Source organism: Flavobacterium crocinum (assembly GCF_003122385.1).
Lineage (GTDB): Bacteria > Bacteroidota > Bacteroidia > Flavobacteriales > Flavobacteriaceae > Flavobacterium > Flavobacterium crocinum.
Genome location: NZ_CP029255.1, coordinates 4,708,600 through 4,724,339 on the forward strand (window position 1 = coordinate 4,708,600; position 15,740 = coordinate 4,724,339).

General features: G+C 36.4%; 8 protein-coding genes. All 8 read right to left on the minus strand.

Translation table 11 applies throughout. The features are described from left to right. Positions 1-202: 202 nt before the first annotated feature. On the minus strand, positions 203-2,962 hold the full coding sequence (locus HYN56_RS20270) for an alpha-d-galacturonidase (RefSeq protein ID WP_240622601.1): 2,760 nt from the start codon (positions 2,960-2,962) through the stop codon (positions 203-205). Between the two features lie 127 nt (positions 2,963-3,089). Then, complete coding sequence (locus HYN56_RS20275) at positions 3,090-3,974, minus strand: sugar phosphate isomerase/epimerase family protein (protein WP_109193847.1); 885 nt, start codon at positions 3,972-3,974, stop codon at positions 3,090-3,092. 264 nt (positions 3,975-4,238) lie between these two features. Beyond that, positions 4,239-5,384, minus strand: coding sequence for a sialidase family protein (locus HYN56_RS20280; RefSeq protein ID WP_109193848.1), 1,146 nt, complete (start codon positions 5,382-5,384; stop codon positions 4,239-4,241). Positions 5,385-5,527: 143 nt separating this feature from the next. Then, positions 5,528-8,278: a glycoside hydrolase family 78 protein gene (locus HYN56_RS20285; RefSeq protein ID WP_109193849.1), complete on the minus strand. Its 2,751-nt coding sequence runs from the start codon at positions 8,276-8,278 to the stop codon at positions 5,528-5,530. Positions 8,279-8,464: 186 nt separating this feature from the next. Further along, a complete protein-coding gene (locus tag HYN56_RS20290) occupies positions 8,465-9,553 on the minus strand; it encodes a hypothetical protein (protein ID WP_109193850.1) in 1,089 nt (362 codons plus the stop codon). 71 nt (positions 9,554-9,624) lie between these two features. Beyond that, positions 9,625-11,193: an MGH1-like glycoside hydrolase domain-containing protein gene (locus HYN56_RS20295; protein WP_109193851.1), complete on the minus strand. Its 1,569-nt coding sequence runs from the start codon at positions 11,191-11,193 to the stop codon at positions 9,625-9,627. A gap of 281 nt (positions 11,194-11,474) precedes the next feature. Continuing rightward, the gene (locus HYN56_RS20300) at positions 11,475-13,925 is read right to left on the minus strand and encodes a glycoside hydrolase family 95 protein (RefSeq protein WP_109193852.1); all 2,451 of its coding nucleotides are present in this window, start codon (positions 13,923-13,925) and stop codon (positions 11,475-11,477) included. A gap of 287 nt (positions 13,926-14,212) precedes the next feature. After that, entirely contained in the window at positions 14,213-15,631 is a 1,419-nt protein-coding gene (locus HYN56_RS20305) for an acetylxylan esterase (RefSeq protein ID WP_109193853.1), read from the minus strand. Positions 15,632-15,740: the final 109 nt, after the last annotated feature.

Below are 15,740 nucleotides of genomic sequence, written 5' to 3' on the forward strand. Positions count from 1 at the left end.
AAACCTGACGGGTTTTGAAAACCCGTCAGGTTTAACTTTGCTTATATTCGCGTGAGGGATTGAGGCGGTATCCTTTTATGAAGCGGAGCGGATAAAAGATATAGCCGAAAGCCCGACCCGAAGGGACACGCCCAAATTATTCTTTTAATTCTAAACTTTATTATTTACCTACAAGGTTTTGAAAACCTTACAGGAAAACAGATTAATAAAACAACCAGTCAATAGCTGCTTTTTCTCCTGCATCAATATATCCTACATCACGTGGTGTTATCGTCTGATCTGCATCGATGAAACCTAAAATCAATACCTTTCCTTTTCCTAAATCTAATTTATTCTCGCCCGGCTGGAAAGTATAGGTATGAATGTTTACACGTGGTAAATCTTTTAAATTCATAGCGCTTGCCAGAATTACTTCAGCTTGACCGTGCGCATTTCCTGCTGCATCAGTTTCTAAACTTGGCGGTAATAAAAATCTTTTTTGATCCGAATTGAAATAACCCACCACTAATTTAACGGCTTTAGTATTTCTAAACTTCAAATGTGTTCCTTTTTCGTTCTGATCGTTTTCTACAAAAGTAAAACCTTTTAAGTTTTGAAGCTCTGGTGCTATTTTAGTCAATTCAGAAATATCTGTTCCGTACACTTTTGTTCCGGTTTTTACTAAATAGGTTCCCGGTTTTTCGTCGATGAAAGTTACTTCGGCTGGTTTCCAAGGTTTTCCTTCTTTTGTTTCAATTTTACCATCTTTAGAAGATTTTAGCTTCTCTAGATTTCTTTTAAAATTAGCCAATTCACGCTCGTAATGTGGTAACAATTCTGCCCAGGTTTTGTTGTTTCCGTCGTCTCCTCCAATCGGAATTCGGCGTTGAGCTGTCTGCATACTGTTGGCATAGTAATACGTATCTTTTGTCAAGTTTACCAATAATTCGTAATACTCAATGCTTTTTTCTAAATGAGGCATGGCTTTATCTAAATCGGCAATGTCGTTCGAATAACTGTATCTTAAAACCAATAAAGCGGCTTTTACTTTTTCTGAAAAGAAATCGGCGAAAGCCTTATAAGCATGAATATCATTTTTAAGACGCTCAAATTCTTCTTTGTCTTTAGTGACGCTTGCTTCAGCTTTGTCGATTGCTTCAACAGCTAATCTTCCGTGTTCTGTAATTTCAGCAATAATTTGCGTTGGAAGCTCGCCCGAATGTGGTTCTTTATTCCATTCTTTTTTAGCATATTCTAAAAGTAATTCACCTGCAGGCCCACAAGATTCGTGGAATCCCGGATATACTCTCCATTTGGACGGATTTACCAATTGACTTTCAAACATTCCTAACAATAAAGTTTGACGGTTTCCTTCTGTAATTCCGAAACGTCTTAATGTTTTGGGAGCAATCTCTCCTGTTTCTTCGTAAGCTTTTAAAATATTGTTAGCAGCTTCCTGAGAAGTTCCGTACTTCGAAGCCAAATCTTTATCCCAGAATTTTACTTCTTCATTACGGTCTCTTTTGCTATCCCAAGCGTATCTTGCCCAAGCTTTGTACCAAATCCAGTCGCGATCCATTTCTAATAAACGTTCTCCTGATTTCGTTTTATCTGCCGAATATGGCCAATCCCAATACGAAGCTTGCGGATACAAGTGTAATGCATTGGCTCCGTGCACGCTATGCATTGCTTTAACCGTTTTTTGGATAAAATCTGGAGAACCGTATCTAAAAGGCTCTAAGTTTGCCAAAATATGAACGTTCTCAATATGAATTGATTTCAAAGCGCTCAGTTGTTTATGCGTTTCTCCCCAAGGTCCGCCCGGAGTGTAAGTTGTTAAAGACTCTCCTGTATATTTACTTTCTGTATAAAGGTTTTTGTATAGCGGAAGTGATTTTTCCATCACCAAAGGCCCGTCTGTATCATGAGAACGTAAAATAATCGGTGGTTCTTCTGTTTTTCCTAATGCTTGCAAACCATCGCGAACACCCGGAATAATGGTTTTAGTAAACCATTCTACATCATCATCGACCGTATTGATAGCTTCTCCCAAACAAACCATTAAACCAACATTTGGGTATTTTTCGATAAAAGCCGCGATAGATTTTCTGGTATAATCTGACAACAAAGGCGTAATTGGTCTCGAACGATCTTGCGTTTTAATGTTATAATGCTCTGCAAAAGGCTTAGAAACAATAATATTATAAAACATCTGAATGACCCAGATTCCACGTTTGTTGGCTTCTACGGTTAAGAATTTATAGATTTCTTCATTCTTTTTGAAATCTTCGTCGCTTACTTCTACAGCAAACGGATATTCTTTTAGTTTTACTAAAGATGCAAAAGGGTGCCCGTTCCATAAGTACAAAGAGTTCATGCGGTTTTCTACCAGCATATCCAAATATTTTATCCATAAAGCTTTATCATAAAACCAAGGGAAAGTTTCTGGTGTATACGGATATTCGTAAACGTCACGACCTGGAAGATAAACTGGTTTCTGCATTCCGATGCAAGCTCCTCTCAAAACCATTTCCGGGCTATCATCAATATTGATTTCTGAAGGAAGTTTTCCTGAAGCTTTAATTTTATCTGTTACTTCTAAAGCGCCATACAAAGCTCCGCTTGCATCTGTTCCTTCAATATAAATTACATTATTTTGAGTACGAATCTGAAAACCTTCTTTCTTGGTTAATTTGCTATCGTCAATTTTAGCGTTTTTCGCATTTTTCTTCCAGAAATCGGTTCCTTTTTCTCCAATTACAATTACTTTATCTTTTGATTTTTTGAATTTATCAGAAGACGTTACGCTGAATCCTTTTGCTGAAAGGGTTTCAGATAATTTCTCTGCTCCAAATTTTGCTCTCGGCGAATTGACATCACTCACAACAGTGATGTTCTGCGCTGTCGCCAAAGAGATGTTAAGACATAAAAAAAGTAATTGTAAATATTTCATGGTATAATTTAATTCATTAAAAATTCCCATCTAGTTTGTCATTTCGACGAAGGAGAAATCTTCGCAAGTAACTCCGCAACGAAAATCCAATCTTTGTAGAGCTTCTCGTGGAGATTTCTCCTTCGTCGAAATGACAAAAATGAGAAAACTATATTTTTTAATTCTGGAAAATCTTCTTCAAATAAGCTACGTTTGCTCCGTAATTGGCTTTTACATTGTGCACTTGAGTTACGTCGCGAGAACGTTCTACAATTAGCCATCCACTCCATTTCATTTCATCTAATGTTGCTTTGATTTTTGGCATATCAATCGCTTTGTCATTTTCTAGCCAAAACTGATCGGTATTTGAAGCATGAATCTGAGCCAAATATTTCTTTCCTAAAATTTTCAATTCTGATGAAATGTCTCTGCCATTATCAACTGCATTAGCAAAATTGAATGAACTTTTGATGTATTTTGAACCTACTTCGTCTAATAATTTTTTCTCTTCAGTAGCACTTAAAGAAGTTTCAATCGCTATAACTCCTCCTATTTTACCAACTTCCTTTCCAGCCCATTGTAATCTTTTAATAACTTCTGGGCGCAATTCCGGATTTTTAACTAAGTCTGTCTGAGTTCCTAACGGAAGATACGCCACTTTTACTTTCATGTTTTTCATTGCCTGAATACAATCTGTAATCATGGGTGTGATTTCTCTTGTAGCAAAAGATTGTGCATAAAATCCCGACATCGCAATCGAACTGATTCCAACTCCTGTTTCTTTTGATTTATCTAAGAACTTTTGTCTTTCTACAGGATCGCCCAGTTTACTGTCGAAAGTTGGGCGGTTTCCCAAACCTCCCATATCCAGTTCTATTCCATCAGCTTTTATTTCAGCTGCTAAAGCAAAAGAACCTAATTTTTGTCTTTTTAAAATCATCCAGTCGCAAACCGCAACTTTATATTTTTGCTTTTTGTTGGAAGACTGAGCCGTCGCACAGCTGTTAAATGTTATTGATAGAACAACAAATAGCGCAACAATTAAATTTCTTTTAAATTTCATACTTATATATTTTTTACCACTCGCGATAGCTATTGGGATAAATGAATTAGAAAAGATTAAAAAATCTGCTTGATCTGCTCAATCTGCGGGAAAATTTTTTACTCTCGCAGATTGAGCAGATTTTAGAGATTAACTAAAATAAAAAATCATTTTAATCCTTTTAATCTGTGGCTTTATATTTTTTTTCCACGAATTGCACGAATTTTCACGAATTAATATTTAAAAAATTTGTGGAAATTAGTGAAATTCATGGCGAACTTATCTTTACTCTTCTTCCGCTTTTACTGCCGTAACCACTTTTCCTTCTTCACCCGGCCAAACTCCGTTTTTAATTGGAAGCGCTACTAATTTGCTAGGATCGATTTTCACATATTTCAGTTTTTCTCTTCTCCAAGTATATACAATATGTACCATTCCATCTGAACTTTGAATCATCGAAGGATAAGAATATTGACTGATTTTTGAATCTTCTAAAACTAAAGCGGCATTCCAGTGAATTCCGTCTTTAGAAACCGAAACATTCAATGGCGTTCTTGGGCCTTTTGCTTCTTTTCCTGGAGGTAAAACGTGATTGTAAACCAATAAATGTCTGCCGTCTTTAAGTGTTACAGCATCTGTTCCCGAGTTGTTGTTTGGTAATCCAATTAACTCAACATCCGACCAAGTTTTTCCGTTGTCTTTTGAGAAGGTGCTGAAAATAGCTCTGTTTCTAGTTCTTCCGATAGCCTGAATACTTCCATCTTTATGAAATAAAATACTTGGCTGAATCGCATTAATTTTTTGTTTTCCTCTCGGAAGCGTATCGCCCATTACCCAAGTTTTCCCGAAATCCGGAGTAGATTCCATACGAAGTCTCCAGCCGTCGCCTTCGATACTTGACGGACATAACAATGTTCCGTTACTTAATAATACAGGTTTGTTTTTGATTGGCCCTAAGAAACCGTCTGGCATTTTTTTAGCCTCAGACCAGGTTTTTCCGCCATCAGATGAAGTTCTGATTACGCCCCACCATTCTGATGGTTTTGGACCTATTTTGTAGAATAACATTAAATCGCCACCCGGAATCTGATATAAAACTGGGTTCCAAGTTGGTAATCTCGGGCCTTCTTTCATGACACCGTCGGCTACTTTTACGCCTTCGTTCCAAGTATCGTTTCCTTTTGGTTTAATGGCCACATAAATGCAAACATCTGGGTGTCTTTCGTGCGTTCCTCCAAACCATGAGGCAACTAAATCACCATTTGTAGCTTCGACAATTGTAACGGCGTGGCAAGATGGATAAGGTGCTTTATCGTAAATAAACTGATCTACTAAAATTCCTTCTTTCCAAGTCTTTTTTTCTAAAGCCGACTTACAACTTCCTAAAAGGAAAAGTCCAAACAAGACAAATGCTAATTTTGTTATCTTCATTCTTAATTAAATTATGAATTATTTTTTCTGACTATAAATACATACCCAACATTTTTTTAGGTAAAAATATTTAATAAGTGTAAAAATAACACCAAAAAACTAACAATGCATCCTGTACTGTCCCGAATTATTAAAAATGCAGATTATTTAACGTTTATTGCATAATTTCCTGACGAAAGTGTAACAACTATTTGATTTTTTTCTATTGAATGAGCATAAGAAGTTTTATCCAACTTTTGTTTATTAATTGAGATTGCAGAAACAGCAATAGCAGGAAGATATACTACAGCCGTTGTATTAGCAGGAATAGTAATATTCCAAACTAAAGCTTTTTTATCCTTTTTCCAGTCACTTTTAATCGTTCCGTAAATCGATTCGTAAGAAGCATTTACATAAGTCAATCCTGCATTAAAATCTGGTTTCATAATGATTTGTTTGAAGCCTGGAGTTTCAGGATTGCTTTTGATTCCGGCCATATTTTCGTAATACCAAATCAATAAATCACCTAAAAGCATCACGTGATTTTGCGAATTCATTGCTGGATCTGCGGTGTTTCCGTTCCAAAGTTCCCAAATGGTTGTGGCACCGTTTTCGACCATATAACCCCAGCTTGGATACGTTTTGTTTGAGGCCAGTTTGAAAGCCAAATCGCCACGACCAAAATTGGTTAACGTTCGCATTAAAAATTGTGTTCCGATAACGCCAGTGCTGACATGACCATTTTTGGTTACTTCCACTTCATGAACTAAATTTTCGAAAACTTTTTGCTCTAATTCCTTCGGAACCATTCCGAAAGTTAAAGGCAGTAAATTCGCTGTCACAGTATTATTGGCGTAACTGTTTTTTGCTGTATTAAAATATTTAGCGTTGAATGCTCTTTTAATTCTTGAAGCTAATTCGTCGTAATGTTTGATATCATTTTCAGCATTCGCGATTACCGCAAATTTCTTCATTATATTTAAAAGCTGATAATAAAAAGCACTCGAAATCAATTCACCATCTGTTAAACGAGAAGGATCTTTGGAACGAATTAATTCCAATGACTCAGGCGGAACACACCAATCGCCATATTTGTCTTTGGTCATAATATCGTCAACCAAATAGTTTTCTTCCATATAATCCATCCATTTTTTCATAGACGAATATTGTTTTTCTATTACTTTTTTATCGCCAAACTGCTGATACAGCATATCTGCAACAGTAATATACGTTCCCGGCCAAGTCACATTATCTCCGTAATAACGCCAAAAAGCTGGCGCTACATCTGGAATTCCGCCATCAATAGTTTGTGAGTTTTTAATATCGTCTAACCATTTTGCATACAAGGTCTGATTGTCGAATAAGAAACTTTCTCCATAAGCTCCAGTAGTTCTGTCCCCTAACCAAGGCTGACGCTCGTTTCGTTGCGGACAATCAATTGGCATTCCTTTATAATTACCGCTGATTCCCCACCACGCATTTTTAAAAATCTGATTCATAATTGGGTTTGAAGAATCAAAAGTTCCTGTTGTGGCAATATCATCATAAACCACTTTTCCAACAAAATTCTCTAAAGCTGGTTTGGTTTTAAATCCTGAAATCTCCACAAATCGAAATCCGTGAAAAATAAAACGTGGTTCCCAAACTTCTTCCCCTTCACCTTTTAAAGTATAAATATCAGTTGTTTTAGCATCGCGTAAATTCGCAATATATAACGAACCATCTGGCTGTAAAGATTCGGCAAATTTCATTGTGATTTTGTCGCCCGAATTTCCTTTCACTTTCAATTGCAACCAGCCCACCATATTTTGCCCCATATCCAGGATATAAGTTCCTTTTGGTGTTAGTTTGATCGAAATCGGTTTTACTTCACGTTTTACCTTCATATTCGCCGACATCTGTCCTTCATAGAATCCGCCCGGTTCCTGAACATATTCTGCCGAAAGCCATTTTTTATCATTAAAATTGATGGTATTCCAGCCTTTCATTTCTTTACGGGCATCGTATTCTTCGCCGTCGTATTCGTTGTTAGATAAAATCGGTCCGTCAGTTGTAATTTTCCAAGTATCGTCCGTTCTAATTACATCTTTACTCCCATCTGTATATTCTACAAACAACTGCAAAACCATTTTCGGATACCCAAAAGTTTTGATTTTATACGGTTTATAATCCTGACGCATCGTGAAAAAACGTCCGTTTCCTAAAATGGTTCCCAACGCATTTTTACCTTCTTGCAATTGCGAAGTCACATCAAAAACATTGTATTTTACATTCTTGGTATAATCTGTAGGAACGGGAGCTAAAACCTGATCTCCAATTTTATTTCCGTTAATGTAAAACTCGTACAAGCCCATTCCCATGATATAAACTTTGGCACTTTTGACTTTCTTTTTTAAGTCGATTTCTTTTCTTAAATATCTCGCTGATAATCGAGAATACTGCGAAATACTATCTCCTTGAGAAGTTTTTTCATACCCAATCCATCGTGTTGATTTCCAGTCGGCATAAGTCAAAATTCCGATGCTGAAATGTGCTGTTTCTTTTGATTGAACTTCTCCTTTATTGGTAAAAACCGTTACTTTCCAATAAACATCTTGTCGGTCTTTTAGCTTTTTTCCATTATAAATTACATTTACAGATTCCTCGCTTTGTACCTTTCCGCTGTCCCATAAATCTGCGTTTCCTGCATTTAATTTTTCTAAAGATGACGATGCTAAAACTTGATAATGAGTTTGTTTTACATCATTAATATCTGCTTTAATTTTCCAGCTTAATCTTGGCTGTAAAACGTCAATTCCTTCTGGATTGGTCAGCATTTCGCATTTTAAATCACTCACAATGATTTTGGTTTGGGCTTTCGCCGAAATTGTGAAAAGTGAAATGATTAAGGTAAGATGTAAAAAAAACTTTTTCATGATATTGTTTAAATAATGTCAAGTCCCAGAGGGACGATATATTTATAGATTTTATAATAGTTAGTTAGATAAGCCCCAGCGGAGTGACATAATTTTCTATAGATATCGCTCCGCTGGAGCTTTTTATCAATTGGATCTTTATTTTGCTATAAATATTAAGCTTCTCCGAAGCTCAAAATTAGATTGTTAAGGATTTATAAATCGTCTTAATTTGTCCAATGTGCTTAAACTCTCAAACGCTATTTTATTTCGTTCTAATAATTTACTTGTTTCCCAACGTATTTTCCACTCTGGATCTTTCAGCTTTTGTCTCAGCTTCGATACTATAGATGGATTACTCTTTAAAACCTGTTCATTAATCCAATCAGGAAGAAATTCCAAGGCATTCAAACGAGTTTCAAATTCTTTATAATCTAAACCCTTCAGCAGTATTTCTCTAACCCTTTCTGCAGGATAAGAATCTATTGTCTCGACAATAATCTCATTAATAACAGAAGAAAGTTCCTTTACTTTATTTTGCTCTAATCCTATTTGGTAAACCCTTCTGAATTCATCTGAAAGAAAATCTGCCCATTTGTCAAGATCCTCATCCTCACTCAATGCATAATAAACAAATCTAACTTTATCTGGCTGTGCATAAATATTGTTTTCACAAAAGCGCTTTACTGACTCTAGATCTTTTACCGCCAATTTCTGAATGTCTTTAATGGCTTCTTCAGATTCCTCATATTCAAGATCGTAATATTCATCTAGCGTGATGATCTGGTCAAAATCATGTATCGGTTGGTAAACTATTTTATTTTCGCTCATAGTGCTTGGTGTAAACTTTGGAGTATATTCTTTTAGAAGTTCTTTAATTTCATTTTCAGATACATCGTAATCATCTATTTTTATTTCGATCGTTTTCTGCTTATAAACAAAAGTGAGGTAAAACTCCTTGTATGACAAATTGTACTTTGCCGTGTGTTCTGTTTTGGAAATAACTCTTGGAAATATAATATCTTTCCATTCATAAAAAATCTCATTAAGTTCTAATCCTTCTTGTGAGAAAATTATTTTTTTATGAAAATTAAAGAGAGTCATTAACGCCTTTTTTCCATAAACCACGATAAACAAAACAGCAACAATTGGTAATATCAAATCACCAAATTTAAATGTAATCTTTTCAACATTTATGATTGATAAAAAGTAAATACCTAAAACCACAAATACCATATTCCATGCAATATGAAATACACCACCTTTGATCGAATAATTTAATACTGTTTTCTCCAAATTTTATTTTTAACTAAATCAACTTTATCTGCTAAACCCGACAGGTTTTAAAAAACCTGTCAAGTTCAAAATTATTCAGAAACTAACTTCTCCAATCTCTCAGAAACTGCAATTTCTTTCCCGTTTTTAAAGATTCTAAAACCTTTTCCTTTTTTATATTTTTCTCCTGTTTTATCCCAAAGAATGGTAATAATATTTCCGTGATACAAAACGTTATCCAAACAAAACCAATCCCATTTTTCTTGCGGAATCAACGGATTTACTTCAATCTTTTCATCAGCTCTTGGACGTAAACCAACCAAACCCGTAATCACTAAATCGTTAAAAGTGGAATGATTATAATACCGGCTTCTTTCTCTGTCACCCATTAACCAATAGCCCGTTGTTTCGTCCAAATACTCGCCAAGATAAGGTTTTCCTCTATAATATTGTGATTGAACATACAATTCCATTTGCTTGAAATAATCGGGTTTAGCAACAAAGTTCTGATTGTAATTATTCAAAACATTAGCTAAAGCCGTTAACGTCTGCGAACTTGCAAATGGCCAAATCGCGCCGTCCCATTCGCAGGTTCCTGTTCCGTGTGTTCTAAATCTTGGACTTCTTCTTTCAGCCGTTGTCAAACCAAACGGAGCCGAAAATCCTTTTTCATCCTTAATCTGCTCCCAAGCTTTTTCAAATCCTTTGTTTTGCTCTGGAAGATTAAAATACCAAGGAATAAATCCGATGGCTTCTCGAACTTGTGCTAAAGTATCTTTTTCTGTAAAAGTCTCAAAAAATTCGCTTTTAGAATTCCATAATTTGGTTTCGACTAATTGTTGTAAAACGTCAGCTTTCGCTTTGAATTTGGTTTCTGTTTCTTTATCACCTTTCATTTCAGCCATTTTAGAAATCGCTACAGCATTTCCATACATATAACTATTTATCGTTGGCCTAGCATTTTGTACTTTACGCCCGCCACTTAAGGATTCCTCCATTCCATCTTTTACATCGTGTTGCCAAAACAGTCCGTCTTTACGCTGGCGATCTTTTTCCCAAACGGCATAATCTGTAACCATATCTGGGTACAAATCCAATAAGAATTTTTCATCTTTATTCACCAAATAACGATTGTATAAGGCATCGGCTGTCCAACTGCTGAATTTATACAATTTCCCCATTGGTTTTCCATCATTTCCCCGATACCAGATTTTCACGTCCTGCTCCAAATATTGCGGGTCATGAACCCAGCGGAATTCATTGATATGATGTCCCAAAGCACAGCTAATCATATTGTATTTATCGGCATACGAACGGTCCACCAAAAACTCCGTAATCGCAAATCCCTGTGGTGTTTTCTTGATGTGTTTTCGCGCACTCCACCAGCGGAAATAATAAATCTCCTCAAAATTCTGCTGCGGACATTCAAACAGTGGAATATTTTTTTCCATCCAAGTCCAAGCTGAATCGTTCGGAATCGCAAATTTCAAATTTTCATCTTCCATCGTGTTGAAATAATCCACATAATGTTTGAAGTTTTTTTCTTTTAAAATAACCGATTTTCCTTTTTGTGAATGATCTACAGTCGATTTGCAACTGCTGTTTATACAAGCAACGACAATTGAAAGTATTATTATTTTATGTTTGAGATGTTGTAACATATTCTAATTATTATTTTAAAACTAATTCTTTGGGCGTGTTCGCCGTGGCGAATCGTCCTGTCCGTTCCCGCTTCCCGATGAAAAATCGAGAGAGCTCCACTCCCATCACTCACGCAAGAGACCTTTACGTTTTCTCACTCCTGCAAGGTTTCCAAAACCTTGTAGGTGTTTTATTTTATTCACAGGATTTATCATTTATACCTACAAGGTTTTGAAAACCTTGCAGGAAACGTATCGAGACCTGACAGGTTTTAAAAACCTGTCGGGTTTAATTCATTATTTTAATTCCCCACAAAAGTATAAGTCTGCCCCGCTTTCATATTCACATCGTAAATATTGTACGTTGGCAATTGTACTTTAGGCAATTTTGCTTCATTAGAAATAATCGGCTTCTTCACTTCCACATCATAAAACAACGGATTCGGATTTTTTCCTTTTGCTTTTTTAAGCGAAGAACCTTTTAAAGTATTTTCTACTTTCAATCGGCAGTTTCCTCCAATTTTCGAATAGATTTTCAACTCCGAAACTTTATTGTTTTTCCACGTCATATCAATTACAAATCCGCCTCTTGCCACTAACCCTTTTACATTTCCATCTTTCCAAACAGTTGGTAAAGCAGGCAATAAATGAATCGCATCTTCCTGACTCTGCATTAACATTTCGGCGAAGCCGGCTGTACATCCAAAGTTTCCATCAATTTGAAAAGGCTGATGCGCATCCAACATATTCGGATACGTTCCTCCGCCTTTTCTTTGATCTGCTGTTACCAAATGCAATTGATCCTGAATTAATTTATAAGCGTGATTTCCGTCTAATAATCTCGCCCACAAATTCACTTTCCATCCCATTGACCAGCCTGTAGATTCGTCTGTTCTGTAAATCAAAGATTGTTTGGCCGCTTCAAATAATTCAGGTGTTTTTATTGCCGAAATCTGATTACTCGGATACAATCCATATAAATGCGAAACGTGTCTGTGATTGTCCTTCGGGTTATCCCAATCGTCCTGCCATTCCTGTAATTGATTGTGTTTTCCGACTTTCATTGGTGGCATTTTTGCCAAAGCATCACTTACTTTTTTCAAATAAACAGGATCCGGAGAAACCAATCCCGAAGCTTCCATAACATGCGTAAACAAATCAAAAACCAACTGATTATCCATTGTTGTTCCCGATGCAATTGTTGCTTTTCCTGTTCCGCCTGCGTGTGTATTTTCAGGCGAACTTGACGGCACAACAACTAAATATTTCGTGTTTGGATCTATCACCATAAAATCCAAAAAGAAATCAGCAGCGCCTTTCATGATGGGATAAATTTCTGCTAAATATTTTTTATCACCTGTATATAAATATCTTTCCCATAAATCCTGACAAACCCAAGCACCGCCCGTTGGCCACATTCCCGAAGCAGCGGAATCTACTGGAGCAGTAACACGCCAGATATCGGTATTGTGATGTAAAACCCAGCCATTTGCATTGTACATTGTTCTTGCCGTTTCTGCACCAGTCACAGCTAACTCTTTTGCCATTTGCACAAAAGGTTCGTGCATTTCCTGCAAATTGGTTACTTGTGCTGGCCAGTAATTCATTTCGGCATTGATGTTTGTAGTGTATTTACTGTCCCAAGGCGGAGTGACCATATCGTTCCAAATTCCCTGTAGATTAGCTGGTTGTCCGCCCGGCTGTGAACTCGAAATTAAAAGATAACGTCCAAATTGGAAATATAACGAAGCTAACTGTGGATCAAACTGTTTCGAGAAATCTCGGATTCTTTCGTTTGTTGGCTTTTTAACTAAATCATTTGAACCTAAATTTAAAGATACTCTGTTGAAGAATTTTTGGTAATAATCAACATGCGCTTTCTTTATTGTTTCAAAATCTTTTACTTCGGCTTTAGCTAAGTAGTCTTTGCTTTTTGCAATTTCATCTCCCGAAATATCCTGATAGTTTTTGAAGTTCGTAGCAATTGAAATATATAAAGTCACTTCATCAGCCTTGTTAATGCTTAAAATGCCGTTGCTGGCATCGATTTGCCCCCCTTTGTTTTTAGCCGTTAATCGACCTTGAAATTTTACTTTTCCTTTTACGCCTTCAAAGTTAGTTCCAACTCCAGAAAGTATAATCTGGTTTCCTTCTGTCGAAGCCACCGTTTTATCAATCGGACTGTTCATGAAAACATTACAAGTAATCTGTCCCGGCTGACTCGCAGTAAGTTTTACCACAATAACCTGATCTGAAAATGCAGTTAGAATTTCTCTTGTAAATTCAACCCCGTTCACTTTGTATTTAACTTTCGCTGTCGCGTTGCTGATATCTAAATCACGATAATAATCCGTATATCTTTGATGTCCTGCGAATGAAATATAAACGCTTCCAAAAGTCTGATACGGCATTCCGTCATTGGTTTGCGACATAATATCCTGTGTCGCTAAATTCTGTGCTTCATCAAATTTTCCATCAAAAATTAACTGACGAACTATTGGAAGTGCCTTTATTGATTTAGTATGCGCATTGCTGTTTGGAGAACCTGCCCAAATCGTTTCTTCGTTCAATTGTAAACGTTCTACAGCTGGATCGCCAAAAACCATGGCACCCAAACGTCCGTTACCCAAAGGCAAAGCTTCGTTCCAAATTGCAGCTGGTTTATCGTACCATAATTTTAGGTCATTTTGTGCTGTTGCTGTCAAGGAAAAAATTCCAAAACAGATTGCCGTTATTTTAATTTTTAACTTCATAGTATATTTTTTTTTCGCCACGAATTACACGAATGGGCACGAATTATTTTTTAATTTTCATTTCAATTCTCTAATTTATTTTGCCACAGATTAAAAGGATTTCCACTGATTAAAAATCTGCTAGACCTGCAACTCGAGCGATAGCAAACTGGCGAAGCAAATCTGCGTGAAAAAATTTTACTCCCGCAGATTTTGCAGATTAAGGAGATAAAAAAATCCTTTTAATCTGTGTAATCTGTGGCAAAAAAATAATTCGTGCCCATTCGTGAAATTCGTGGCAAACTCTATTACTTCTTAACCTCGTAAACTTTCAGATTTTTTTCTCCGAACATTTCATATAATTTGTTAATGTCTTTCAAAGCATTTTTCGGTAGTTTTTCTCCTTTATCTCCAAAAACTAACAACTTTTCTTTTGGTTCAATCACACAAGTCGATTCGTCGATCTCGCCTTTATCGTTCTTCACTTTATTCAAATCTAAATTTAAATATTTCGCCATAAACGGATACAAAGCCATACGTTTCGAGATTCCGAAATCGTGTCCTTCTTTTGCAAAATGAGCGTTTTCCACTAAATCTTTCTTTCCGTATAATTCATACGTTCTTTGGATAAAAGGAAATTCCAATTCAGGAACTGCTAATGTCCAGTCTTTTCCATCAGAAACAATTAATTGTGGTTTTGGAGCCATCATTGCAGAGATTTCAGCATTATTTGTTCCGTTTCCGCATAAGTGAATGCCACGACCACTTTCGCATGGACAACCACCTGAGAAATGAGAAGAAACCATCACAACTGGAGCCGAAACTTTAACGCGATCATCAATCGCCGATAAAAACATCGTATGTGATCCTCCGCCAGAACCTCCTGTTACACCAACTCTCGTCATATCGGCATTTTTTACGGTTGCCAAATAATCCAATAAACGAATTCCTGTCAACAATTGAACTGTCGATGCGATGCTGTTTCTGTGTGTTTCTTCTGGAAACTGCAATAACGATTCTCCCCATGCAAATAAATCGTAACCTACTACAATGGCGCCCATTTTGGCCATCATGGCACAACGGTACTGCTCGTCTTTTCTATATCTTCCGTCTCCGAAATGCCCGTCTGGCGTAATAATTACAGCAGACTTTTTATTGAACGGGTACGGTTTGTAAATCGATCCTGTGGCATAAACTCCCGGAAGAATTTCCAAAGCAATATTTTCTACACTGTAGTCTTTGTAAATTCTTTTTGGAGTTAAAAGTGGTTTAGACTTGGGCATTGGGGGTGCCTTTTCTAATCCAAATGATGCAATCATACAAGCTTTTAACTCCGTTTTGCGTTTCTCCCATTCTTCTTTGGTCGAATAAAGGCTTTCTAAGTAAAACAAGCGTTCTTTTCCTTTATCTACCGAAACTTTATGGTTTTCATACTTGCGTATGATGTAGGTTCCATCGGGTTGTTTGAAATACATCAATTCAAACGGCGCTAAAATGTTCGTTAGCGAAAGCGCTAAATTTCCAGGTTCAATTCTCCAATCGGCATAATCCAGTTCTTTTCCTTTTAATAAACCTCTGTCATCGTTGATGGTTACGTTAAAAACAGTTTCTATTTTTTTTAAAGTCTCTGAAACTGGCTTTCTAAAATTAGTATCAGAAGTGCTTTGCGCATTGGCCAATGTCAAAGCAAAAATGGAAACTAAGAAGATGTATTTTAAATTTTTCATTTTAATATTGTTGTGTGTTGGAACACTGATGACACGGATTCGCTATCGCGAAAACACTGATTTACACGGATTTTTTATTTATTTAAAAAAAAAAGAAAAATCCGTTTTT